General features: G+C 66.5%; 18 protein-coding genes. 7 read left to right on the forward strand and 11 right to left on the reverse strand.

The window, feature by feature from the left end; translation table 11 throughout:
• Positions 1–132 precede the first annotated feature (132 nt).
• Positions 133–1,134, forward strand: coding sequence for a GlxA family transcriptional regulator (locus ACGFSB_RS00595; RefSeq protein ID WP_393391954.1), 1,002 nt, complete (start codon positions 133–135; stop codon positions 1,132–1,134).
• Positions 1,135–1,148: 14 nt separating this feature from the next.
• On the opposite strand, the gene ACGFSB_RS00600 is transcribed toward ACGFSB_RS00595, so the two are convergent.
• Positions 1,149–1,337 carry a hypothetical protein gene (locus ACGFSB_RS00600; protein ID WP_393391957.1) on the reverse strand — a complete coding sequence of 63 codons (189 nt, stop codon included), beginning with the start codon at positions 1,335–1,337 and terminating at the stop codon, positions 1,149–1,151.
• Between ACGFSB_RS00600 and ACGFSB_RS00605 the strand changes: the two genes are divergently transcribed.
• On the forward strand, positions 1,324–1,794 hold the full coding sequence (locus ACGFSB_RS00605) for a hypothetical protein (RefSeq protein WP_393391960.1): 471 nt from the start codon (positions 1,324–1,326) through the stop codon (positions 1,792–1,794). The genes ACGFSB_RS00600 and ACGFSB_RS00605 overlap by 14 nt on opposite strands.
• Before the next feature lie 23 nt (positions 1,795–1,817).
• Here ACGFSB_RS00605 and ACGFSB_RS00610 read toward each other — a convergent pair whose 3' ends face one another.
• Positions 1,818–2,123 carry a hypothetical protein gene (locus ACGFSB_RS00610; protein ID WP_393391962.1) on the reverse strand — a complete coding sequence of 102 codons (306 nt, stop codon included), beginning with the start codon at positions 2,121–2,123 and terminating at the stop codon, positions 1,818–1,820.
• Positions 2,124–2,303: 180 nt separating this feature from the next.
• Between ACGFSB_RS00610 and ACGFSB_RS00615 the strand changes: the two genes are divergently transcribed.
• Entirely contained in the window at positions 2,304–3,536 is a 1,233-nt protein-coding gene (locus ACGFSB_RS00615) for an FAD-dependent oxidoreductase (protein ID WP_393391965.1), read from the forward strand.
• 86 nt (positions 3,537–3,622) lie between these two features.
• Here ACGFSB_RS00615 and ACGFSB_RS00620 read toward each other — a convergent pair whose 3' ends face one another.
• From ACGFSB_RS00620 to ACGFSB_RS00635, 4 genes are all read right to left on the reverse strand, one after another.
• Entirely contained in the window at positions 3,623–4,153 is a 531-nt protein-coding gene (locus ACGFSB_RS00620) for a hypothetical protein (protein ID WP_393391968.1), read from the reverse strand.
• Positions 4,154–4,418: 265 nt separating this feature from the next.
• Positions 4,419–5,129: a 1,4-alpha-glucan branching protein gene (locus tag ACGFSB_RS00625; RefSeq protein WP_393391971.1), complete on the reverse strand. Its 711-nt coding sequence runs from the start codon at positions 5,127–5,129 to the stop codon at positions 4,419–4,421.
• 237 nt (positions 5,130–5,366) lie between these two features.
• Positions 5,367–5,561: a DUF397 domain-containing protein gene (locus tag ACGFSB_RS00630; protein ID WP_393391974.1), complete on the reverse strand. Its 195-nt coding sequence runs from the start codon at positions 5,559–5,561 to the stop codon at positions 5,367–5,369.
• Entirely contained in the window at positions 5,561–6,406 is an 846-nt protein-coding gene (locus tag ACGFSB_RS00635; RefSeq protein ID WP_393391977.1) for a helix-turn-helix domain-containing protein, read from the reverse strand. Before ACGFSB_RS00635 ends, ACGFSB_RS00630 begins: the two co-directional genes overlap by 1 nt.
• 204 nt (positions 6,407–6,610) lie before the next feature.
• On the opposite strand from ACGFSB_RS00635, the gene ACGFSB_RS00640 reads away from it, so the two are divergent.
• Positions 6,611–7,270 (forward strand): ATP-binding protein, encoded by a 660-nt coding sequence (locus ACGFSB_RS00640; RefSeq protein WP_393391980.1) that lies wholly within the window; start codon positions 6,611–6,613, stop codon positions 7,268–7,270.
• A 7-nt stretch (positions 7,271–7,277) separates the two neighbouring features.
• Here the strand turns inward: ACGFSB_RS00640 and drmB are convergent, their stop codons facing one another.
• Genes drmB through ACGFSB_RS00660 form a run of 4 tightly spaced genes read right to left on the reverse strand, consistent with a single transcriptional unit; the run spans position 7,278 to position 19,061 of the window.
• A complete protein-coding gene (gene drmB / locus ACGFSB_RS00645) occupies positions 7,278–9,125 on the reverse strand; it encodes a DrmB family protein (protein ID WP_393391983.1) in 1,848 nt (615 codons plus the stop codon).
• Entirely contained in the window at positions 9,122–12,358 is a 3,237-nt protein-coding gene (locus tag ACGFSB_RS00650) for a helicase-related protein (RefSeq protein ID WP_393391986.1), read from the reverse strand. The genes drmB and ACGFSB_RS00650 overlap by 4 nt, the downstream gene beginning before the upstream one ends.
• Positions 12,355–14,271, reverse strand: a complete 1,917-nt coding sequence (locus ACGFSB_RS00655; protein ID WP_393391989.1) for a UvrD-helicase domain-containing protein — start codon at positions 14,269–14,271, stop codon at positions 12,355–12,357. Before ACGFSB_RS00655 ends, ACGFSB_RS00650 begins: the two co-directional genes overlap by 4 nt.
• A complete protein-coding gene (locus tag ACGFSB_RS00660; protein WP_393391992.1) occupies positions 14,268–19,061 on the reverse strand; it encodes a sacsin N-terminal ATP-binding-like domain-containing protein in 4,794 nt (1,597 codons plus the stop codon). Before ACGFSB_RS00660 ends, ACGFSB_RS00655 begins: the two co-directional genes overlap by 4 nt.
• A 984-nt stretch (positions 19,062–20,045) precedes the next feature.
• Between ACGFSB_RS00660 and ACGFSB_RS00665 the strand changes: the two genes are divergently transcribed.
• From ACGFSB_RS00665 to ACGFSB_RS00675, 3 genes are read left to right on the forward strand one after another with little or no spacing between them, the layout of a single operon-like run.
• Positions 20,046–22,196, forward strand: a complete 2,151-nt coding sequence (locus ACGFSB_RS00665) for a helix-turn-helix transcriptional regulator (RefSeq protein WP_393391994.1) — start codon at positions 20,046–20,048, stop codon at positions 22,194–22,196.
• Positions 22,193–23,185, forward strand: coding sequence for a hypothetical protein (locus ACGFSB_RS00670; RefSeq protein WP_393391996.1), 993 nt, complete (start codon positions 22,193–22,195; stop codon positions 23,183–23,185). The genes ACGFSB_RS00665 and ACGFSB_RS00670 overlap by 4 nt, the downstream gene beginning before the upstream one ends.
• Complete coding sequence (locus ACGFSB_RS00675; protein ID WP_393391999.1) at positions 23,182–24,069, forward strand: DUF6339 family protein; 888 nt, start codon at positions 23,182–23,184, stop codon at positions 24,067–24,069. Before ACGFSB_RS00670 ends, ACGFSB_RS00675 begins: the two co-directional genes overlap by 4 nt.
• Here ACGFSB_RS00675 and ACGFSB_RS00680 read toward each other — a convergent pair.
• The gene (locus tag ACGFSB_RS00680; RefSeq protein WP_393392002.1) at positions 23,993–25,312 is read right to left on the reverse strand and encodes a DNA cytosine methyltransferase; all 1,320 of its coding nucleotides are present in this window, start codon (positions 25,310–25,312) and stop codon (positions 23,993–23,995) included. The genes ACGFSB_RS00675 and ACGFSB_RS00680 overlap by 77 nt on opposite strands.
• Positions 25,313–25,323 lie beyond the last annotated feature (11 nt).

Consider the following 25,323-nt stretch of genomic DNA (forward strand, 5'->3'; position numbering starts at 1 on the left):
AGGACGAACTCGGCGAAGCCGGTGATTGACCGTACGCGAAGGCCCGGCGAAGCCGGTTTCGGGAAGGGGCGGCGAAGCCGGTTTCGGGAAGGGGCGGGATCGGGGAAAGGGAAACGCGGTGAGGACCATCCCATGAGCCCCGAGCCTCCCACCCGCCCCCACAAGATCGCGGTCCTGATCCGCGACGGCGTACTCCCCATGGAGCTGGGCCTGGTCCACCAACTGTTCGGCAACGCCCGCCGCACCCCCTCCGGACCCCCGCTCTACACCCTCCGCACCTGCGCCCTGACCCCCGGCAAGATCCGCACGGACGCCGACTTCCCGGTCTACGCGGAACACGGCCCCGACGCGGTGGCAACGGCAGACACGGTGATCATCCCGGCCTCGCACGAGGAGGACGAGTCGCTGAGTCCAGGCGAGCTCAAGCCTGCTCTCGCCGGGACGCTCAAGTCCGCCACAGACGCAGGCGCTCGCATGGCCTCCATCTGCACCGGCGCCTTCGTCCTGGCGGCAGCAGGCCTCCTGGACGGCCGCAGAGCGACGACCCACTGGCTCTCGGCGGACCTCTTCGCCCGCACGTTCCCGACCGTGACGGTGGACCCGGACGTCCTGTATGTGGACGAGGGCAAGGTCCTCACCTCCGCGGGAGAGGCGGCAGGCATCGACCTCTGCCTGCACATGATCCGCGAGGACCACGGCGCGGCGGTGGCGGCGGACGTGGCCCGCCGCACGGTCGTACCCCCGCATCGCGAGGGCGGCCAGGCCCAGTACATCCAACGCCCGGTGGCCGAACCGGGGTTGACGTCGACGGGCCGGGCCAGGCAGTGGGCCCAGTCGCGCCTGTCCGACCCCCTGACGCTCGCCGAGCTGGCCGAGCGGGAGTCCATGAGCGTACGCACCTTCAGCCGCCGATTCCGCGAGGAGACGGGCCTGACGCCGATGCAGTGGCTGACCCAGCGCCGCGTGGACCGGGCCCGCGAGCTCCTGGAGGAGACGGACCGCACGGTCGACCGCATCGCGACGGACGCGGGCTTCGGCACGGGAGCGTCCCTGAGGCAGCACTTCCAGGCGGGGCTAGGGGTGTCGCCGGGGGCGTACCGGATGACGTTCAGGGGGACGAGGGGCTCAGCCTGATGGGCTTGAGGGGCTCAGACTGAGGAGCCCCGGTCTGAGTACGCGTACTCTGTCGCGCCCTCCGGGCCGGGCGGCAGAGTCATCCGCATGACGGCAAAGTCGATGATGAACATGAGCACGAGGACGAGCACGAGCACGAACGGGAGCATGCCCATGAACGGGAGCACGCCCATGAACGGGAGCACGCCCATGAACGGGAGCACGCCCATGAACATGGGCTCGCGCCACGGCCTGAGCCTCAAAAAGGTGCTGACGCCCCTGCCCGGCCGCCCTGCCCTGGGCCGCTGGACGACCCGCGCACTCGGCGCGGGCCTGGCGGCGGGGGCGTACCTGCTCAGCCTCCCCTGGGACCTGCGCAACCGTGCCGAGACGCCGGGTGCGATAAACGAGACGTCACCGGTGACGGCGCTCGGCATCACCGTCCTGGCCATCTCGATGCTGACCCTGGCGGCCTACTTCGGCTTCCGGGACCGCCTCGGCTGGGCGCTGCTCCTGGTGGCGGGCCCGCCGGCGACGCTGATGTACTTCTCCCTCGCGGGCCACCCGGCGCCGGACGCGGCGGTGTGGCCGCTGGCGTGGGGCTTCTTCGTCCTTGTGATGGGGGTCGGGGTCCTGGCGGTGGCGGGTTTCGTGCGCCGGTTCAGGGGCAGCGAGGCCTGAACAGGGGCCCGCGACCGGTGTGTTCAGGCCGCCCGGCGGTCGGCGAGCACCCAGGAGGCGAGCCCCACGCCACCCGCGACCCCGAAGACGGCGGGCCAGGCCCCGACCTTCTTGGCGAGGGGATGGGACCCGGCGAAGGCGACGATGTACGCGGCACTGAGCGCGGCGGCGGTCCTGCCGCCCGAGCTCTGTCGCCACTGCTGAGCGGCGGCGACCCCCGCGGCGGCGAGTACGACACCACCGAGGGGCCGCTTCTTGGTCCACCGGGCGACGGCGAACCCGCCGACGAGCCCGCCCGCGGCCACTGCTGCTGCCGGTACCTTCGCCATGCCTGCCTCGCTTCCACGGCTTCCAGCCGATACGTCCTCAATGAGCCTTCGGCCCGAGGCTAACGCGCCGCCAGGAAAGCCTTGCGGCGAGGGGGTCCGGGCGACGTAGGTTGGTGAGGGTGTGCGCTGTGCATCCGTGGCGTGCGCGAAGGCGCCGCCGACGAGGGACCGATAGTAGAGATGACCGCGCGAACCACTGCCCGCACCCGAACCGCCCTGGTCATCGGGGGTGGCATCGCAGGCCCGGTGGCGGCGATGGCGCTGCACAAGGCGGGCATCGAGGCGAGGGTCTACGAGGCGTACGACGGCCGGGGAACTGGCCTCGGAGGCGGCCTCGGAGGCGGCCTGACCATCGCGCCGAACGGCCAGCAGGCGCTTGCGGCGATCGACGCGGCGGAGGTGGTGAGCACCCTCGGCACCCCTGTGACCGCGATGGGCCTGCGCAGCTGGACGGGCAAGCATCTGGCTCAACTCGCCCCACCCCAAGACCTCCCCGCCACCCGCTTCGTATGGCGCAAGGAGCTGCACGAGGCGATGGGGGCGGAGGCGGAACGCCGCGGAATCGCTCTCCACAAGGGCAAGCGCCTACTGGACGCGACGGACACGGGCACGGGCGTGACGGCCCGCTTCTCGGACGGCTCGCTGGAGCGGGCGGACATCCTGATCGGCGCGGACGGCCTGCGCTCGACGGTGCGTTCTTTGATCGACCCTTCCGTGCTGGCCCCGCACTACGCGGGAATGCTCACGTTCAGCGCCCGCGTCCAGACGTCCGAACTCCCCTCCACGGCCGACGTGATGTACATGTGCTTCGGGAAGCGGGCGTTCTTCAGCTACCAGATCTTCGACGACGCCTCGGCGATCTGGTTCGTGAACCTGCCGCACCGCGAGCCGATGACGTCGGTGGAGGCGCAGGCGGTGGGCGCGGGAGAGTGGCTGAAGCGCCTGAGGGAGGCGTGCGCGGACGACCGGACCCCGGCTCCGGACCTCCTGGCGGCAACAGCCCCCGAGGACCTCCTGATCACGGGCCCCACGGAGAACATGCCCCCGATCCGAGCCTGGAGCCGGGGCCGCATGACACTGATCGGCGACGCGGCCCACGCGACATCCCCGACCCTGGGCCAGGGCGCGGCACTGGCCTCGGAGAGCGCGGTCGAACTGGCCCGCTGCCTACGCGACTTGCCCCACGACAAGGCATTCACGGCATACGAAGCCCTGCGCCGCCCCCGAGTGGAACGCATCCTCAAACTCACCACCACGGCGGCCACGCGCACGGGCAGCACCAAGTCGGCGGGCCCACTGGGCAGGGTCCTACGGGACACGATGCTGCCGGTGGCGCTGAAGCTGGGGGGTGGCTCGGGGTGGAGCGCGTGGCCGTTCGAGCATCGGATTGATTGGGATGAGCGGGTGGGGTAGGGGGGCGCTGGGTTCCGACAGCACGTTGCCCCGCACCATCTGCTCAGGTGCGGGGCAAAGCTCGTGTTGTGGACGGGGTGAGCGGCCTACTTCCCGGCCCGGGTGATGCGCCAACCGATCATCCCGGTGGCTCCGGATGCTCCCTCGGCCGAGATCTTGACCTTGCTCGGCGAGTCCGTGATCCGCTGGAGGACAGGGACACCATCGCAGAGCACGGTTTGACGGACGTGCCCCTTCAGCCCCACCGAGAGGCTGACCTTGCCTCGTCCCGCGCAGGCCACCGACAGCTCGTACGAGCTGCCTTTCGACAACACCGAGTCGGTGTGGATTCCGTCGCTGACGCGTTCCAGGCCCGACTCGACGAAGAGCGGATCGCTGTCGTCGATGCTCTCCGTGCCCAGGGCTTCCTTCACCTTCTTACCGAGGCCCTGCTCATCCTGGACCGGCGCGGTGGGTGTGGCCTTCCGCGTGGGGCTGCCCGTCGGCTCGTTCGGCTTCTCGGTATCACTGGAGCAGCCTGTGATGAGGGCCGCGGACAGCAGGGAGGCACACACGGCCAGGCCGCGGCCCGCGCTACCTCGCTGGAGAGTCATGAACTCGTTTCCCAGAATCGCCACCCGACTTCCTTGGTAGGAAGTTTTGCCGTGCCCGACCCCAGTTTCGTCTTGCCGCAACGGTCCGCGCTGGTCGCGTATTTGGTCCACCCGATCTTGGACCGCGATTCCGCAGCGGCCGCCATTATGAGCGTCATGCGAAAGCCCCCGAGAGCCAACAGTCGGCACAAGCCCCAGGAGGTTAACAGCGGTCCTTGCAACCGCGAATAGCCAGCCCCGGGCTCACTGGGAACACCGTGGACGGCCCGGGATGAATGTCCGCTGCTGACTAGATTCTGTCTCCCTGGTCACGACCGAAGCTCGTGTGCAGGACGGCGAACAGCCCCCGGGCCGGGGTGTCGTCCAGCATGTGCCAGGAACCGGAGACGTGGCCGGTGGCTCCTTGCGGAAGCGGCGGCGGGTCGTCCTGGGTGGGCTGCAGGGCCCGGTGCAGGCGGAGGACTGCGCCGTTCGGGACAGCCAGCGCGGTGCCTTCCTGGTCGTCGGTTGCCGTGGCGGCGAAGGCTGCGGAGTTCGCGGAGGCCACGCCTTCACCGGTGTAGGAGCGGGTGACTTCCCGGTCGGGGGTGTTGCTGGTGTTCTGGTCCTGGGCCTGGACCCGGCCCTCGATCAGGGCAAGCAACTGGGCGACCAACACCGGGTCGTGGCAGCCGTCGTAGGTCCAGCGCCGGCCGAGCACCCCGTGCTCCATGATGCCGACGAGGGCGTGCTCAGCTCCGTCGAGCGGGGCACCGCGATAGGTGAGCGGCACGAGGTAGGCGGTCGGGCGAGGGCCGGAGGCGTCGGTGACCACGATGAACTCGATCCCCACCTCCCCCTGCGGGTCATCCAGCCGGAAGCCGCCGGACTTGGTCAACTCTGGTTTGCCCTGTTGATCCTGTTCGGCTGGGCCGCCGCGGTACCAGGGGCGGGAGGGGAGCCAGGAGGTGAGCAGCTCCAGCTTGGTCGGGTTGACGGCGGCGCGGTGGATGAGGGCCATGCTGAAGTATCTCTTTCGTTGAGCGGATGCGGGCAGGCCTTCGTACTTCCCACCTGCGCGGCGCCGATACGGAGTTCATCGGGCAGTGCTGCGTGCCGCCGCGTGTGACCATGTGCCGTCTGCCTCTGCCTCGGTCCTGCTGCTCATTGAGCTGGTGCCGGTCGGGCAACTGCACCAGCAGGCTCGACAGTTGCCAAGTGGATGCCGGGGTGGGCGCCGGCATATGGGTCGGCCGGATCAGGGGCTAGGTATGTCTCGTATGGATGCGATGAAACCGGCCCAGGTGCGCGGCTCGACGGCAAGTCGATCCTGGGTGGCGCGCTTGGAGTCGCGCACAAGGACCCTGTGCTCAGTCGTCGCCACCTCGACGCATTCGGTCCCGGATCCGCCGCTGTAGGAGGACTTGAACCAGTAGAGGCGTCGGGCGTCCATCACAACTCCCTAAGGATTCGGCGAATGGCTTTGCTGGATGATGGCAGATCAAGGGCCTGTGCAAGAAGGTAATCGAACGCCATCCTGTATCGCTCGAGCTCCTGGGGCTTCTCCATGAAGAGTCCACCGCCGAGGAGGTCCACGTAGACGACATCCAAGTCCTGGCTCTGTCCCCGCAGAAGCGCGAAGCTCCCCACCGCAGCCGCGTGGGCCCCTGCCGAGAACGGCAGTATCTGGATGGTTACTTGTGGAGTTTCGGACAGCTCCAAGAGGTGCTGGAGTTGTTCCCGCATGACGTCGGCCCCGCCTACGACACGGTGGACGGCGGCTTCGTCGATGACGGCCCAGATGCGGGGTGGCTCGGAGCGCTGAAGGAGCTCCTGCCTCTTCATGCGAATGTCGACCATGTGCTGCACCTCGCGATCCGAGCAGCCCACCTCGGATGCCCGGTGCACGGCCTCGGCGTACGCCCTGGTCTGGAACAGGCCGGGGATGTACATGCATGCGTAGTGGTCCTCGCGCACCACCTCGTCCTCAAGCGTCAGCATGAGGTTCATGGACTCCGGGACGGGGTCGGCCAGGGAACGCCACCATCCTTGGATCTTGGCACCCTTTGCGAGTTCGACCAGGGCTCCACGTACGTCGTCGGATGCGTCGTACTCGCGGCAAAGGGCGTCCACGGCAGTCCACTTGACCGTGCCTTCCTTGGTCTCGTACCGACTGAGGGTGGCTTTGGAAATGCCCACGCGAGCTCCCGCTTCCTCCAGCGTGAGCCCCTTGCGTTCGCGCAGACGGCGAAGATCGGCGCCGAGCTGGCGGCGGCGGGTGGTCGGCCCAACTACCATGTTTCCGGCCTCTCTTGTTGAACGATCCGAGCGTGCCCGTGCCTCGGTGACGGAGCAAGGGCGCACGACCAGGGGCGTGCGGCGGGGAGCGTGCTCCCACAACTCTCTCGTGAGAGTTCCATTTTGAGAGTTCCACTGCAACTCTAAGTGCGCAGGCGAGCGCATGAAGCGATGCCTGCCCAGTGTGACGGGAGTTGATCGAGCATGCCCGACTGTCGATGCGGGGTCCTTCGGAAGGGGTGGGAACTGCCCTTCCTGGCCGACCCGGAGGAGGTGGCATCCCTGCGGCGTATCGTGCGGCTGCACCTGACTCGGTGGGGGTTGCCCGAAGTCGTCGAAGCGGCGCAGCTGTGCGTGAGCGAGCTCGTGGCCAACGTCATCACGCATGTGGGCCCGCAGACGCCCACGACGCTCGGACTGAGCATGAACGGCACGTACGTCCGCATCGAGGTGAGCGACCCCGATGCGCGGGCGCTTCCGACGCTGATCGCGGCTGAGGTGGAGGCCGAGAGCGGGCGCGGGATGGCCTTGCTCGCCGCGGTCACTGACCGGTGGGGCGTGATTCCGCGGAGTGATTCCAAGGCCACCTGGTGCGAACTGGCCACGGGGCTCGGATCACCTACCGGGCACGCAGGTGGTCTGCGCGTTGATCGTGCCGAGGCCCTGATCGGCATCTATGGGGAGAAGCCGGTTCCGAGGGGCGAGGCCTGCTCGGTTCTGGGAGTCGCCGTTGCGGAAGAGGCCGCGATCGACGTCATCGCGGACCTCCTCCATTGGCTGCGGGCTCATGGCTGCGACCCGGACCAGGCTCTGGATCGGGCGCAGACTCACTTCGAGGCCGAGGCGACCGCCACCTGGGTATGAGGTGTGATCAGGTGTGCGGCAAGGAATCGAGCACGTCTCGGAAGAAGCCGAGTGACGGATCCTCGGGGGTCCCGACCAACAGAGCTCGATCGAGCAGGACGTTGTTCTGCTCGCAGCTCGTCTCCGGCAGGAGGACACACGCATGGCAGGCCGCCAAGTTGATGCTCTCGGACCCGCCTGACTCGGACTCCATGCACAGCGGGTCGGCGCTGCACCACTCCGCTCGACGCAATGCCGAAAGGAGTGAGGCCGCCAGGGAGTCGGGTTCGCCCTGGGCGACCAGCCCTCCGAGGCTGCCTTCCGAGTCGCTGGTTGCCGTATAGAGCAGGATTCCCGCCATGGGGGCGGTCGAGTAGAGCCGTTCTCTGAGTGAGGCGGCCGGGTAGCCCGCGTCCAAACTCCACTCGTTGATGAGGGCGTGGGCCAGGGTGTGGAGCAGCACCATGCGGGGGGTGGCCGGTGACGGAGGCGCCGAGCTAGGATCCGCGGCCCGCTCGCGGAGTTGTCGATCATGACTGGTGCGCATGTGCTCCACTCGGGCCGCGACGGAGAGGTTCTCGGCCCAGTCGGCCAGGCGCTGCTCGTCGAGACGGAGAAAGACGCCTTCGCCGCGCACCTCCATGGCCGGTAGCCACGATTGTTCCTTGAGGGACAGAGCGGCTTCGTGGACCTCGATGTTCGAGTCCGGCTGATGGATACGGGAGAAGGATTTCAGCGCTCGTACCTCACGAAGTCGTTTGACCAGCATGGGGGTCGAGAGCCCGAGGGGGCGAAGGCTTTCAGAAGAACGGATCGGCGGTTCGCAGATGAACTCTTCGTCGTGTGACCGGTCCTCCTCGGTGTTCCCAGTGCAGAGGCGTTCGTACTCCAGGTTGCGCAGAGCGATGTACCTGCGGTTGTGGTCGGGTTCCTCGCCCTGGGCCGCCTCCTCCAGGTCCTCGGCTTCGAGGAGCCGCACGACGTCGTCGACCGGGAAACGTTCGCCGCTCTGTATCTCGAGCATCCTGAGAGACCCCTCGATCTGAGACCGGTCCAGGGTGCGCAGGTGGTCCCAGTAGTCGTTGAGGCGAGCTGCGAGGCCATCGCTGTACGGCGGGATGGTCAGCGCCGACTTCACGATCGGCTGCCAGGCCATCGACGAACCACGCTGGAGGGTCCGGGGAGCCTGCGTGCAGTGTTCTGCCGGTGCGTCCTTCAGCCACGGGCGCCTACCGGTGCAACGGACTCGAAGTTGGGCCAGGGCGCTGCTTCTGAAGGCGCCCTCCATCGAGACCTCGGGGATTCCGCACGTGCAGGAGATCAGAATCGAGCGGAGGGACGCCGTGCGGCCGCTGGTCGTGAGCCGCATGGTGCCCCCGCAATGGCCGACATCTCCGTCCTGCCGATTGTTGCGGTGCGCCCACTTCCAATAGGGGAAGTCGTCCAGGTGCCCGTGCTCGCATGCCATCACGAAACGCGAGGGAACGAGATCTTCCTGGCACTCCCCGCACTCGTTCTTCCCCGGGGGCGAGTTGAAGCCACCCACGTGCTGAAGCGAACGACAGGTGGGGCACGAGTGCCAGAGGGGGAACCTGCGAACGTGCACCCCGTCTTTGCTGGTGTCGTCGGACGCGGGGGGCAGGCGGAAGTGCCTCACATCGAGGACACGAGCGAGTCGGTGCTCGTAGAGCTTCGGAGCTTCGCTGATGTTCCACGAGTCGATCCCCGCGACGATGAACGACTCGGTGTCCACGGCGACCATCGAGCCCACGCCATAGGTCGTGATCATCTGGGAGCGGCGGACCGCGCCCTTGCGTGGGAAGCTCCGGTCGGGAGCGCCGAAACCACGCCGACGGCGGCCGGGAGGTGGGGTCATCGGGATGCCTCCATGAAGAGTGCGGACTCCGCGTCGACATCGCGCAGACTCCAAAGGGTCGTCCACGAAGCGTCGTTGAGCTCGTCGTCGTACGCGCGGAGCAGTGACGGGGTCTTCCGCCCGCGAACGGGCTCGTAGTAGAGGCCGTTGTGCTTGTCCGCCTCCTCGGCCCAGTAGTCGACGAACTCGTCCACCGCCTGGGCGGTCATCCTGGCCTCGTCCTCGTCGACGCCGGTGACTCTGGCCATCAGGACGGGCTTGACGACACGTTCCAGTTCGTCGCGGAACTCGCCGATGCGACCGGCTCCGTCGTTCGGCCGAGCGGCAGGGATCAGGATGCGTGTCAGCGCTACGACGACGGCGTGCAGCCCACGTTCCCGAGCACGAGCGGAGAAGGGGGTGACGGAAGTGGATTCCACCTCGCGGTACAAGGCAGAGTGGAAATGCAGAAAGCTCTCGTAGTGCGAACGGTCCCTGGGGCGCGCCGAGTTGAACAGGACCGCGACGAGTCCTGGGTGACGACGACCGACCCTGCTGGTCGCCTGGATGTACTCGGCTGTGGTCTGAGGTTGGCCCATGACCGCCATGAGTCCGAAACGTTCGATGTCCACGCCCACGGAGATCATGTTCGTGGCGAGCAGCACATCGACGGCCTCCTTGCCCGGGTATCGCTGTTCGACCTGCTTCAGGCGGCTGGGGATCTCACTGGAAGTGGCACGACTGGTCAGCTCGGTCACCTCGTCCAGTTGCCGCTTCGGGGTGCCGTCCCGCTCGGCCAGATACGCGAGGTGGTCATCGACGTCGTCATGGACCTGGAGATCGGCGGCTGCCAACAGGCGCAAGCTGTTGAAGTATCCGACGAGAGTCCAGTAGGCATCGCGGACCTCGTCCGAGGTGTCGGTGCGCAGAGCCTGGTGCAGCAGCGTCGCATACGTTCGGATGAGCAGGGTCGACTGGCTCGTGCTCGGCGTGAGCAGCCCGATGTACTGGCGACTCGCTTTCTCCTCGCGTGGGGCTTCCACCGCGAACCACGAGTCCCGGGCGTCGAGTCCGGCGGGCGGGAACTGCCGGACCTCGCGGTCGAACAGGGCCCGCCCCTGCTGCGTCGCACGACGGATCGTCGCTGTGGAGGCGACGACCTTCGGCTGTTCGGCGAGAGCGTCGACGGCGGTCTCGTACAGACCGGTGAGCGTACCGAGCGGGCCGGAGATCAGATGCAGCTCGTCCTGGATGATCAGTTCTGGCGGTGGTGTGCCGTCCTCCTTGTCACGGTTGAAGAGCGCGGCCGTCTGCTCCCGCCACGGCATGGACGCGAATTTGTCCACGGTGGCGATGACGAGAGTGGGGCGAGCGTCGTACACCGACTCGTCCACCAGATGCACCGGCAGCCCGCCACGGAAGTCGCAGGTCGGCTCGGGACAGCGGACATGCAAGCGCTTGGCGGTGTGGTCGACCTCGTACTGGTAGGCGTCGAGCCGGGTGCCGCACCAAGGGCAGGCATGCAGTTGGACGGGGTTCTTCTCCTGGAGCTTCTTTCCCTTACGGAGTTCGGCGATGTTCTCCTCGGCCACGGTGAGCCGGTTGGGTGTGGCGGACTGGCCGACCCACATGCCGATGGAGATCTCCTCGGTCCCCAGGAGGGTCTCGTTCTTCAGGCGCATGCGCTCCATCGCGCAGATCAAGATCGCGGCACGTTCGAACTGTTGGAGAGTGAGCAGCCGCAACGTGTATCGCATGAGCACAGTCACCCCCGCTCCCTGTTCCTTACGGTTCATACGACGTAGGAAGGTGGTGAAGGCGATCAGGCCGAGGTAGGCCTCGGTCTTGCCGCCGCCGGTGGGGAACCAGAGGAGGTCGGCCAATGTCCGATCCGGATGCTTCGGGTCCACGATGCCTTTGAGGCAGAGGAGCATGAACGAGATCTGGAAGGGGCGCCAGCGCCCGGCCGCCAGATCGGGCTCGCCCTCACTGCCGTGCTTGACCCACTCGCTCCGGGCGCGCTGTTGCGCCATGGCTTCGTTGGCGAGCCTGAAGGCCCGCATGGCATCGGGAGAGTCGCGGAGAACCTGGACGCCGATGCGGATTCGATCCAACACCACGCCACAAGACTGGAGTTGCTCCGCAGCCACCGCGTCGAACGCGGGGTTCCCCAGATGGGCGGCCTCCTCGAGCCGCTGGGCGATCCACTGCTCGTACCCGCGAGCCAGGTCGTCCAATGTCGCGAAGACCTCGGCGTCCGATCGTGTCGCGAACCCGAGCATCGACAGATCGACCAGTTCGTCGATGTCCGGGTTGGAGTCGGTGAGCAGCACCTCGTGAGTGGGAACGAATTCGGTGCGTACTTCGGCGACGGCAGCCGTCTTGAGGTTCGGGGTGCCGATGGGTGGGGGGAACCAATCCCAGTCAGCCGCGCAACCGTGCCCCACCGCGAAGGTCGGGGCGTGGCGATGGAGGAGTCGGGACACCGCCTGCTCGGGATCGACGGCGTCGAGTGTGGCCGCGCGCTCGACGAATGCTCTGGCACCCGATGGAGACCTCACCGTCAGTCTGGCCTGGAACAGGCTGAAGGCGTCCTGGAGTTCGCGCTCACCGATGCGCTTGTGGTTGATGAGGGAAACCGTGAGGGTGACTGTTCCCGAGTGCGGCGACGGCTTGCGGACGAGGGTGTGGAGCACGACGTCCGCCGGCCAAGAATCATCCACGGATCGCGATACAGCGCCGGGTTCGGTCACGTCGACGGTGATCGAGGGGAGCGTGAGCCTACGGCGACGCCAGTGCTCCTTCTGCTCGTCGGTGGTACGTGCCTCGGAACGCTTGGCACTCACCACGCGGCCCTCGGCGTCGATCGGCTCGTACATCGCGGCCTCGGCCTCCACCACGACGGTGGACGAGACGGAGGGGTCCACAGCGAAGGTGATCCCCATGGAGGACGGTCGGCGAGGGGCGGCCGGTGAGCCGCCCAGGTTGAGTTTCGCGTCGTCGACGTCCTGGCGTGACAGGACGGGAGCATCGTCGAGCCCGTCGTTCTCGGTGGCGTCAGCCGCAAGCTCCTTCGCGGAGTGCTCAGTGGCGGGCTGTGGGAACAGCACCCCGATGGGATAGGCGGTGATGGGCGGATCCTGAGTGAGGATCTCGTCCGGCGTGCCCGGTCCGAGCAGCTCACGACGGAGGTGCTCCACGAGATCACCGCGCATCGAGTAGTGGGCGGCGTGCCGATTCCCCTTGTCGGTCATGCTTGTTCGTCTCTCTGTGTGATGCTGCTCGACTTGTAGCGCCCCAGACCGGCCATACGAGGTGCCAACCACACTCCGTGCTCACCCAGGCCGGCGCGGGAGCCCGATGCGGTGCTGCCTGCCACCGTCTCGACGACATCCACCCGGGCTCCGTGCACCTCGGCGGGCCATGAGATCTCCCAGGTGCGGTTCACCTTGAGGGAGGCGTACAGATGTCTTCTGAAGAGCTCCGACGTGACAGCGATCGGCCTCCCTTCGTGCAGCACGACGTAGGGAGGGCTCTGATCCACGCCGACGGGCAGTTCGTGCATGCGGTGCAGGACCAAGGCGTCGCCGGCACGCACTCGATTCGAAAGGTGGTCCTGCAGCGCGATCGGGTCGGCGTCGAACCCCTCGGTGCCAGGGGGATGTTCGCTGGAGACATCCTGACCGCGCACTTCGATCCCGTGGCGCAGGTAGCCCTTCCAGCCTCCCAGGTACCAGCGGTCCGTGCCTGGCACCCGACGTAGGAGGGCCGTCGAGGGGGAGACGATCCGGTAGAGGTCGGAACGGGGACGGGTCATGGCGACGTACAGAGCACGGGCCTCGGCGGCCGGGTCGACGGACTGGTGCTGCTTTCGGAGTTCCGCCATGGTGGGTGGCTCGACCACGATCGCTCGATCGAATTCGAGTCCCTTGGCCCTGTGCACGGTGGAGACGAGCAGCCCGGTCGGTTCCGCCGGGATCAGGTCGTCGGGCATCCGGCCCTCGGCTGCCAGCATGCTCAGCCGGCCGACATCGAGCTGACCACGATTGCCTCGTGCCACTGAGCGCAGCGAGCGCCAGAGTCGCTCGGCGTCGGTGTCGGAACGATGCGAAGGATCTGCCTCCGCCAGTAGTTCACGGAAGCGCTCAGGGGTGAGAGAGCTCGAACCGGTGCGGCGAAGGACGCCTCCGACCCAAGCCGGAACCGGGCGGTCCTGGAACGAGCGCTGCAAGCGGTGAGTGACTCCGCGCTCGAAGAGCGTCTCCGAGATGAGGAGAGCCTGACGATTGTCCCGGCACAGGACGGCACAGGTTCCCGGGAAGTCACGCAAAGAGTCCAGCGTGAAGCCGTCCGTGAGTTCCCCGAAGGAGGGCAGGGCCGACAGGCGTGAGCGCAGCTCACGGTGGAGGGCCTCGCCCGCGGCCGCCGCCTCCGCTGTCTCGGAAGGGAGACCTTGCAGGGTTTTGCCCAGAGACAGGGCGGTCTTCGCCTCGTCCGTGTCGGCTCGAAAGTTCTCCGTGAGACGCAACTCGATCAGATCATCGGGGTACGAGCCGCGCAGCCAGTCGAAGAAGTAGTTGGTCTCGTCGGCTCGGGCCTCGGGATCCGACACCTGGAACCCGAAGATGGCCTGTGCGGTGTCACCGACCATCGTGAAGCCGCAGGAGTCCTGAAAGCGGTCGAGGAGGGTCTCCACCATGAGACGTCGGTCACCGACGAGATCCTGGACCTCGTCGATCACCACGTGCGCGGGAGCTCCCGATTCCCCGGCCTCGATTGCGCCCCGGGTGATGGCTTCCTCGGCAGCGACGATGCGTTCGTCGAAACTGCGACGACTCCACTCCTGATCCGGATAGGCGTTGACCAACACGGCGTACGCCCAGGAATCGAACGTCTGAACCCGAACTCGTCGAGCTTCCCGCGCGTGCGCGGCGATCCGCTCCCGGAGCTCGCGCACAGCGGCGCGCGAGAACGTGAGGACGAGCAGCTCGCGGGCCTCCAACGCGTCGTTCTCCCGACTCATCAGCGAGTCCAGGCGGCGAACGAGCGTGTGTGTCTTGCCCGCGCCCGCGCCCGCCGTCACCAGCACACGGGCGTCCCAGGGCTCGTCGACGACCGACTGCTGCTCGGCGGTGAGCGGCGGACTGTCGGCGTAGGCGTCCGTCACTTGCCGCTCCACAGGTGCTCGAACTGTGTGAAGGCGAGAGCCTTGCCGTAGTTGGTGATGTTGTCGCGGACGTTGAGGATCAGGCAGGTGTCCTTGCCACGGTTGCGCGGGCCGCGAAGGCCACGGCCGATCATCTGTTGGTAGACGTTCGGGCTGTACGTGGGGCGCGCCACCACGACGGCTCGCGTGGCCGGGGCGTCGAACCCTTGGGTGAGCACACCGTAGTTCGTCAGGACACGTAGACGGCCGTCCTTGAACGAAGCGATGCGGTTGGCGCGGTCACTCGTGCTGGTCGCGGAGTCCACGGATCCGGATCGGATGCCGAGGTCGTTGAGCTTCGCCGCCAAGAATTTGGCATGGCTGACCGACGTCGCGAAGACCAGGACGGGCCAGCCGTCCGGCATGCCGCGAATCTCATCGATGATGCGCCGATTGCGGTCGTGGTCGTCGGCGAGACGTTGCTCGGCGGCTTTGGACAGCACGCTCAGCTGATCGGCGCGAGTCTTCTCGTCACCGGTCAACTCGATCGTGCCGCCCGTGAGTTCACGATGCTCAACTCGGGCCAGCATGCCCAGTTCCTGCAGTTCCGAGTAGGGGTCGCCGGAGGTGAAGACCCCCTCATCCAGACGTGTCGCGCCGAAGCGTTGGATCAGCCGATGGGTCTCCTCCACGTTGGTGTTACGGAACGGGGTGGCGGTGAGCCCCAGGAGGTGGCGGTCCGTTCGGGATGCCGTCAGGCCCAGAGAGGCGAGAAGTTCGGTGTACTGACGTGCGATGGCGACATGCGCCTCATCGACGATCACGAGAGCGGCGTTGCGCAGCCATGCATAGCTCTCCGTGTCGAGGCAGACGCGCAGTTTGGCATCCGTTGCCACGACGAGCTGAGGGCGCTCCTGGACCGGACCGGCCTCGTTCGAGGCCCAGAGTCGACTGATGGTCAGGGGCTTGTCCGCTCCGACCTTGGACCACACGAACTTCCAGCTCTGGACAGCCTGTTCGCAGAGTTCCTCGGTCTGAGCGATCCACAGGACGGGGCCGCCGATGTCGTCGACCTGCTTGATCCAGCGAATCACCGCCTCGGCGGCGACGCGGGTCTTCCCGGCCCCGGTGGGCAGAGAGAGCATGGCGCGCTGTGGCACTAGCCGATCGAGCATCCCGAAGACATTGGATGCCAACTTCTCCTGGTATTCGTGGAGATGAGGAAACTCGGAAGGGCCGTCGACGTCGATTCGAGGTTCCAGCGACGGAATGCTGAACCCCGCGAACGAGTCCGGGAACCCCAGGTCCGAAACGAACTTGAGCGCAGGCGTCGACCCGGTGAAGGACGAAGGCGCGTGATGGGGGTAGGCAGCCTGGAGGTCCCGCGAGTGAACCTGTAGAACTCCGTCTCCGTGGGCGTTGAACGCCATCTGGGCGATGCGCTCCGGGGAGGGCTCCACGCCACCCAACTCCGCACGCTCGCTCGCCAGCAGGCCGGCGGGTAGCCGATCACGAAGCACCTCGTCGCCCAGCAGCAGAGTCAGCTTCCTCACGACAGAGTCGGCCTCGCGAACGGTCCGGAGCGCGCTCTGAACGCGCTGGTCCTGCTCCTGCCGCCGCTGTGCGTCGAGCACCGCGCGGCAGTCGGCCTCGCCCAGGCCCCAGCGCAGTTCCCGATCTGCCGCCATCAGGGCTTCCAACGGGGACTTGGGAGCGAGCACCAGCACGACGGAATCGTGGAGGGCGCTCTCCAGAGGTTCGGCATTCATGCCGTTGGGAGTACGGGTGATCTCCTCGAGCTCGGTGCAGTACTGAAGGGAGTACTGGTTGATCCTGCTGCCCAGTCGCTGGCGGAGAGTCGGGAAGGCGTCGCGAAGAAGGGTCGGTTCTGTCGACGCGACGTGCCGAGTCTCTCGGCTGATCACGTCCGCGTAGGGGAGCATGCCCCACTTGCCCACAAGAAGCCCTGCGTCATCGGCATTGGCTGTCAGGAGCGCGGGCAGCCTCTCGGCTCGCAGGGCGGCGTACTCCTGGGGCGTCGCCGCGACGGCGATCTCGCCGTCCTCCCGGGTGCCCCACTCATCAGCGATGCGACACCGCGTCAACGAGTCTTCGGGGAAGGGGACTTGGAGGCGGGTCAGCATGACGTACGTGTTGCCGACGAACGCGTCGTCCTCGCTCTGGAGGAGTTCCTCCATGAGCTTGTCCCACATGCTCTCCGGCACGGCATCGAGCGTTGTGGGGAGGTGGAGTTTGCGGGCCTTCTCGGCGCTGATGTCGGCCACCGGGAGCACATCGGCGTACGAGGACAGCTGCGGTCCGACCGCATCGCCGGGACGGCGCAGTCCCTGCGAGGTGGTGACTATGCCGTGCTTGCGCACCATCCAACGCAGCGGTGAAGCCACCGACTTGCGCGCGTTGGCCTGACTGCCGAACCACATGGACCACGAGTCGACGACGGACTCATCGGGCAGCGCTTTGACGAAGGCCGCTTTTCCTTCGTCGGACAGTCGAGGAAGGAGGTGGAGCGGCCCACCGAAGGCCGAGCCGTCAACGTTCATACGGGTGAATTGCGGCCGACTGGTCTTCGGGCCGAGCGTTCGGCAGTAGCGCTCGTACAGGACATGGCGGTACTCGTCGAACCAGGGGGCGTCGGTCTCTCGGTGACCCGGCGAAGGGCGACCATGGAGCCCGAGGTCGTGGAACACCGGCAGATCGTCCGTGTGGAATCCCAGATCGACAGCGATCGCCTGGTCGCCGGTCCGATCGACGGAGGCTACGGGGCCGGGCAGAAGACAGTCGTGCATTCGGTGAAATCGCCCGTCCGCTGTACGCACGTGGAGCGTTTCCAGCGGGTTCTCCAGTCGTCGGCGGACCGATCTCAGAGCCTGAACACCTCCCGCGCTTCTCAGGAGTTCCCAGAAACGGGTCCAGTCACGAGGACCGTAGGTGTCAAAGCCTTGATCGAGCACGCCCTGAAATCGGCCATGGCTGGTGGCCTCTCGAATACCGATGACATCGAGTGCCGCTTGGAGATCAGGGTCCTCGGAGAGGTGAGAGTCTACGTAGGCGAGGTCGTCCTTCAGCCCGTCCTGCACGCTGCGGCGGAACACTCGTCCACTGACGGGCGGCACCATGCCGTCCGTCTCGGTCAGGACGATGCGCGCCTTTCTGGCCTCCTCGACGAGCTGTGAGTCGGACTTGACCATCTCCGCGAAGATTCCGATCGCGGCAGCCGACGCTCCGGCCGTGCCGTCGCCGACCAGCGCTTCGAGCCATTCCCGCACCGTGGCACGCTGGTGCCTCGCGGTCTCGAGGATGTGCTTGACCTTGCCGGCACGCAGATTGGTGGCCTGTGTGGAAGGGTGCAGCCAATCAGTCGGCCTGCCAGGGTATTTGTTCCACATCTGAAGCCACTCGGACTTCAGATCCTCTTCTCTTCCGGCGTCGGGATGGATGTGGAGATGCCCGGGAACGCGAAGATCGCCGTCCTGATCGGGAAGGGACGGGAGATGGACGGACGCCTCCCAGATGCTTCTCGTCAGGTGCAGATCCGCCCAACTGATCGTCTCCGATTCGCGTGGGCGGCCAGGCAGGAACGTCAGATAGGCCCCCGGATCCTCCTTGGGTGCCAGTTGAGGGAGCGAGCGCACGACGAGTCGGGCAGCCACCTGAATCAATTCCCGATTGAAAGGACTGGAATCAAGCAGGTTCTGACGGTCCTCGTTGGTCTTCCAAGCTCCATTGAGTGCGCCACTCAATGTCATTTCGTATTTGGTAGGGAAGAAGGACCAGAACTTGCCGCGTCCTTTGGGGGTCACATAGGGTGCCTCACCGCTGTATTCGGGTACAGCCCACGCCACGTCGATCGTCCCGCGGTCATGCATTTCTCCAGCGCTCCTGCGTGCTTCGGGAGTTGGCTGGTGGGCGACGGAGAAGACCGTCCAGTTGTTGACGAGCTCTTTGCGGGCAGTTCGCTGCTCCCGAATCGTGCGGCGGGATTCGTCGCGCTCGACGCTGATCACTCGCCGGATCGTGGGTGTCGACCGGCGGTCTTCAAGGATCACTTTTCCGACGTGCGGGGAGAAGAGCTGGAAGAGAACCGGGAACTCCTCCTGCTCAGGATCCGACTCGCTCAGGCTTATGTCCTTGGTGAGGCGGTCCGCAGCTCCTTCGAGGAGGGGGAGGCGGACCACGGTCGTGGCCCAGCCGAGCAGCTCGTCGAGTACTGAGTCGTCGCGCCGTTCGCGTCGTTCGGAAGCCGCGTCCATGGGGCGGGCCATCCGCAGAACAGGTGCTTCGAACTCCGAGTCCGTGGGGAGTCCCGCAGCTCGACCGATCTCTGCTCGGGCCCAATCGCGGTCGAAGCCGAAACTGCCGGACGTGCTGAAGAACTCGGGGGCGTCGGTGATCGCGAGAACAGACTTCACGCCGACGCCGAATCGTCCGATCTGTCCTCCGCGCTTCCGCGAGACGCCCATCCGAAGGATCGTCTCGGCGCCTTCCGGCGTGACCTCGCTGCCCTCGTTCGCGCAGTACAGATAGCTCTTGTTCGTCTTCGGGTTGTCCGCCAGAACTACGTGGACTCGTTTCCCGGGATCGTTGGCGATCTCGTCCGCGGCGTTCTGGACCAACTCGAAGAGCTGACGGTCGCCGTAGCCGCCCTGGGTGATCCGACGCTCGCCGTTGGCGTGTTCCTGAATGAGGCCGGGGTCGACACGGTAGGTCTCCAGCACACGTTCGGACTGTTCAAGGATCTTGCTGATCACCGGGCTCGGCTGCGAAGCGTCCGGTAGCGACTGCTGAGTCACGAGAGCCCTCTTCTGTGAGTGCGTGGTGGGAGCTGGAGCCAGAGAGGGCCGGCCGACAACCATGGCCGGCCCTCGTGACGGCTCTCCGACGGCGGCGGAGTCACGTCTGGGTGTGAACGAAGCGTTTCGCTACGGAAGTTCGATGGTGATACGGACGGTGATACGGATGGTGACGATTCGTCCGCGGTTCCGGTTCCGGTTCCGTGCACGGCGGGACTGCGTGGGCCGTCGGGTGTCGCGCCTTCCAGGAGGGCTTGCGATCAGGGCGCGGCGGCGCTGGTGTCGCGCTCGATGCGCGTCATGGGAACGCGAGCCAGGGGCGGGCTCAGCGGAAGGGGATACGGCAGGAGGGTTGGAATCGCGATCGGCGAGAGCAAGAGTTCTTCGGTAGTACCGGATCGTGTAGCGCGTGCAACCGTATTGCTCGAGAAAGTCGGACTTGCTCGCGGGGTCTTCCAGAGAGTCGTACTGATGGAGTATTTGGCGCATTCTCCGTAAAGCGGAGTCGCGAGATCCGGGGTCCGATTCGGAGGAATTTTCGCTTCTCTCGGGCATTTACGCACCTTCGTCTGTCGGAGTGTGGGTGTGCGGAGATGATCAAATGTGCATGAGTGTTGTTCGGTGCGCCTTGGGGTCGTAAGGCACGGCAAAATAGCCTCTACGAGAAAGGTGTTCCTCGAAGGACCTGATACTTCTGATTCGGCAAAGCTAGGGGTGCCGGAGCTGGCGCGTCAACGAGATAGTCGATTTTCGCCGAAACTAATTTACGGAATCCCGCATTCAGGTTTTCGGGCAGAGCTGAAGTGGTCTAATGCAGCCAAACTGGACAAGTGTGTAGCTATCTGGGTGATTCAATCCACTGTGCTCACCTCGCTACCGCTGCGCGATGTCATGTCAATCAAAATTGTCGCGACCGCTAGTTGTCAAACGTCCGTGCTACGGTGGTCCCCTTGAGCGAGTGAGTTCGATCGATGGAGGATCTCGATGAACGCCGGGGAGGACTTCGGCCCTTGGCTCGCGCGGCAGTTGAAGCGGGCTGGCATGAATCAGGCGGACCTGGCCGAGCGGATCGGGCTCACGCGTGCTGCCGTGTCGGCCTGGATCACCGGTCGAGCCACGCCCCGCGAAGAGACGATGCGGGCCATCGCCGCCGTCTTCGATACGGACTACGTAACTATGCATTTGCGAACAGCAGATGCCGTTGCTGCGTCCCGCCCGGTCGGCTGGTACCACCGCCCGGCCTACGGTGACGGCGGTCGGGATTTCGGCAACGCTGCCGCCTTCGCTTTCGAGGCGGACGTCGAGGTGCTGGCACGTGAAGCAACACAGAACAGCCTGGATGAACGGCTGGATGGCAATAGGCCCGTCCGCGTCCGCTACACGCTTCACGAACTGACCGGCGAGAGCCTCGCTCGTTTCCGGGAGGCCATCAAGTGGGATGACCTGTACCCCCACTACGAAGCCGCATCATCGCGTGAGCAAAAGGTGGGACGGGTCATCGCCGAAGGCCTGCGCGACATGTACGAGCGGGACTGCCTCGTACTGCTGCGGGTCGATGACTACAACGCCTCCGGGCTGACGGGCGACGACTACGAGGACGGCCGGTTCGCCGCCGTGGTGCGACGGCAACTGGAGAGCCGCAAGTCGGGCCCCGACGCTGGCGGTTCCTACGGGTTGGGCAAGGCCACACTCTGGGCGACCAGTCGGCTCGGCCTGGTGCTGATCAACTCCACTCTTAACCCTTCGGAACCTCACGAGGGCCGTACCGAACGGCGGCTGGTCGGTCGTCTCGATCTGCCCTGGCGCGAGGTCGACGGCGATCAGTTCGCCGGGCCCGCGTGGTTCGGGGAACCGGACGCCGCTCGAGACGACAAGGACGTAGTCCGCTCGTGGTGGGCTGATGAAGAGACCGTCGAACGGCTTCACCTCACTCGGGAGAGCTCCGACCCCGGAACCTCCTTTCTGATCGTCGGCGCCCACGACGTGGAGGGCATGGCTGAGGCACTCCCCACCGCTGACGGTGAGAGCTCGGCGGAGGAAGAGGAGGACATCCGGCGGATGCACGGCCGTCTTGTCCGAGCACTCGGCCGGAATTTCTGGGCCGCCATGACAGCCGGCGGGGAGCAACCGCCTTTCCTCGAAGCCTCTGTGCGTTCCCTGCGCAACGGTGAGGAAGTGCTCCCGGAGGAGAGGGTCGACCCGCACACTTATCAGCCTGCCAGGGCACGTGCGCTCCGCGCCTTCCTGGAGGGGACGACCGTCGAGCGGCTTACCGAGGCCGGACAGGTTGCGATGACGACCGTTCCGCTGGTCGTGCCGGCTCTCGACGGATCGCGTGGTGGCGACGAGCATCGGGCCGTTCTCCTGGTGACCGACGCGACCGACCGGCTCGACAAGACCGACGACGACAGTCAGCCCTACAGGGTGACTTCGATGCGTGGCAACCGGATGACCGTGCGGACGAACCGAGTGCCCGACCTCGCGATCGGGACCAATCCTTTCCAGGCGGTTCTGTTGGCGGGCCGTGCCGCCGGCGACGTCCCGTTCGCCGACCGTGCCGAGGAATTCCTGCGCGCTTCCGAACCCCCGGAGCACAACAAGTGGGGCCAGACGGAGGAGCTACGTCTGGCCTACTCCCCGTCAGCTCATCGTCGTATCGCCTCGCTCACCACCGCGACGAACCGAGCCGTGCGCGACTTGGTGGTCGTGCCGAGGACGAAAGCGAACAACGGCACCGACAAGTTGCGCAAACGACTCTCGGTAGGCCGCAAGGGCGGCAAGGCCTCCGGGCCCGCCGCTGTTGCCGTACCGAAGTTGGACGAACTCCAGGCCGAGGTGGGAGACGACGGGGCTTGGCACGTGTCTGCCGAGGTGAAGGTGCCGGCCGGAGGCGACACCTGGCGGCTCATTCCGGTCGCCAAGGTGGACGTCCGATCCGGTCCGCGCCCTGTCCTCGCCTGGTCCCAGCTCGTGGCCGTGCGGAACTGTGAACTGATCGACGGGTCATTGCACTTCACTCCCGGCGCCCGGAGCGCCACGTTCAGAGGAGTCACCGACGTGTCCACCCATCCGGTGCGGGCCACGCACACGGGTCTCGTCGTCGAGCTGCGCACCGGGAAGGGGGACGGCGCGTGAAGGTCTTCCCCTACCCTCGGCTCTCCGGCCCGGTCACGATGCGCGTGACCGCTGTGGGTCTGCGCGGGCCGGGCGAGCGACACGAGGATCTCGACGCGAGGGGCTTCTCGGTGGTGGAACAGGTCGTCGCGCTCGGGCTCGCCGAACGTGAGGACTGGGAGCGAGCGCGGTTGAAGCTCTCGGCGACCGTGCCTGCCAAGGAGATCGACTCCAAGGGCCACTGGTCCGAGGTGTCCGTGCTCGCCGTCCTCACGGAAGGCGCCACGAACGCTCGGACCACCATCCGCCTGGAGCCCGAGGCTCCGGGTGGTCGGGAATGGGTGGGCGCCTTGGAGTTGTGGCATGCGGATCATCTGGACCGTGCCTCACTGTCCGTTCACGTGGTGGCGACGGTCGATGACGTGCCGGGACGAGTGATCGCCTCGTCGGAGAAAGAGTGGTTCGTCGACATCGACGGTGACTCACCGGTCCGTGACCGAGAACTGAAGGTCGTGTGGAACGGCTTCCAGGGCGGACCCGCGTGGCTTCAGGCCTTCCGCGAGATGCCCTGGATCGTCGACACCTCCGGCGGACTGCCGACCGTGCGTGTGAACCGAGACTTCGACGGACTGCGTGACCTCCTCGGCGGCAACGGTTCCGAGACCGAGAACATCGTCGGTGAACTGCTGCTCGCCCAGATGAGTACGGACGTGTGGACGGCTGTCTTCCATGCTGCTGTCGGTGATCTGGAGGTCGAGGACGACGGCACGCCCCTGTTCCCGCACGACTGGCAGGGCGAGGTCCTCAGGGAGATGCTCCCGGACGTCGTGCCAGGACGGCCCGTGGAGGAGGCGCTGCGTGAGGTGCACCTGGGACGCACCGGGACGGCCGGCTGGGCCGACCTCCAGCCGCGCATCCATTTCGCCGCCGCCCGCAGAGCCGAAGTGCCGAAGGCACTGAGAATCACGGTCAACGGACTCGACCGGCTTCACCGGGGGGACGACGCATGACAACCGCCAAGCCGGACCACTTTCCTGCGCGGCTCGCGCTCCTCTCCGACCTCAACGCCGCCCGGTACCTCACCGAAGGACTGCGCGAGGGCAAGGAGAGCGTCCCGTCGATCGACCTCAACCAGAACACCGAGCCTATCCCCGGCGACGAGGCTCGCGCGGCGCTCCATCCCGTGCGCAATCTCCTCGAAGACGCGATGCACAAGTACCGGGACGAGAAGCCGACGCAGGCCGATGCCTGGCTCGCTCCGAGGCTGCACGCGACGCTGCGGCTCACGCGGCGCCAGGCTGCGGACAAGCGGCTGTGGAACTACCTCGCGTTCGGTGTCGCTCCCGACTATGTCGTCTGGCGCCATATGAGCGAACGGGAGTCGGACGGGAAGACGCCCCGCGTCGCGGCTGCGAGGTTCAAGGGCCCCCACTACACCCAGACGTTCTCACGACTGTGGTGGGCGGCAGAGCTCTTTCGGAACGGACCGGACTACGCTCCGGCGGTCACGGCGTGCGGCCAACAGGACATGTTGAACACCGCGTTGCGCCAGGACGTCATGGATCATCGGCCCACCGCGCAGGCAGTGGTGAGGCTCCTGGACCGTGGCACGGTCCGGACCGGCCGTGAGGCCAACGCGCTGGCCGCTGCTGTGAACGCGGCAGGAGCGACCCTCATGTACGACGTGGTGGCACCGGACGTCGATCGGGACGGTGAGCCGCTGTGGGACTGGATCGCCGAGGCCGAGATCGCGGGTCCGGTGCTCCGGAACGTACTCCCGGAAGGGCCGCGCGAGCAGCCCGCGCCGGAGGGGTCCGTCACTGTGTTGGTCGACCGCTTTGCAGAGATGTTCGCGGACGCACCAGTACGGGGGAGGGAAGTTCCAGACTCCTGAGCCCGGAACCGTCTGCGGATCTCGGTGGAGGGCACCAGTCCCGAAGCCGTTCCAGGACGTCCTTCCCCGGCTCCCCAAGGCCGAGCGCGGCGCCGAGGATATGGAGCGAGAGCCGGGGCGGGATGGCGTTGCCGATCTGCTGGGCGACGTCGGTCGACCGCCACGGGTAGCGGGCAGGGAAGGTCTGCAGCAGTCCTCCTTCTTCGAAGGACAGACGACCGAGCTCGGCGCCGAGCACCTCCTCCCCGCTCTTCGAGGAGCCGACGCGTTCGAACAGCTTGTTGCGTCGGAACTTGCCGGTGATGGTCGCGGAAGGCTCCGCAGAGGTGCGGCGCCCTCGCTTCTTGGGGTCACCACCCGATCCGTAATTGGAGACCACCACGAACTCGGCCGGGCGGTGGTGCTTCAGGGCGTCCCGCATCGAGACCCACGGCTCAGGCACAGGCTTCTCGGGCTCAGGGGTGCTGAAGATGAGATCCTGCTGTTCCTGTTCCTGCTGCTCCCTGCGCTTCTGCGACGAGGAGAGCCGTTGCGCACCCTTCCGATACCGCTGGTGGGTGGCAGCGGGAAACTTGATCTCTCTGTCCACTGCTTCGGGCGCGTACCGCGCGATGAGCACGGCCCGTCGCCGCGTCTGCGGTACTCCGAAGTCTTCGGTGTGCAGTACTTCGCAGCGTGCCGCGTACCCCAACCCCCGAAGGATCTTGGCGTACTCCTCCCAGACCGGCCGCACCGTGGGTACCTGTTCCAGCACGACCACTTGATACGGGGAAGCGGTCTTGAGCTTCTTCTCCACGATCCAGCGGAGAGGCTGGAGGACGAGCCCGGTCCGTTCGTCGGACATGTTGTCCGTCTCGGCTCTGACCTCTTCCCACACCAGATCGAACTTCTCGGCGCTTCTGCAATCGCCGATACGGGTGGCAAGGCGCTTCACGTCGTCCAGGGCCTTGTGGCCCTCACGGTTCCCCGCCACCGAGAACGTCTGGCAGGGAGGACCGCCGGTGAGCACCGTCGCGTTCTGTACTTCCTCGTCGAGCGGGCTCAGCTCCGCCACGTTCCCGATCGTGGTGGATGCCAGCCCGGCCGCGTCCCGGGTGGCCCGTGTGGGCGGGTCCCACTCGACGCCGATGCTCGCCACTCCCAGAACCTCAGCGGCGATGTCCAGGCCACCAGGGCCCGCGAAGAGATCCACGATGACGGGATTCGCGGGACGTGGTGGTTGCTGCTGAGGTGCTCGGGTCATGGGGTTGAAGT

This window comes from Streptomyces sp. NPDC048441, assembly GCF_043200235.1.
In the GTDB taxonomy this organism is placed as follows: Bacteria; Actinomycetota; Actinomycetes; order Streptomycetales; family Streptomycetaceae; genus Streptomyces.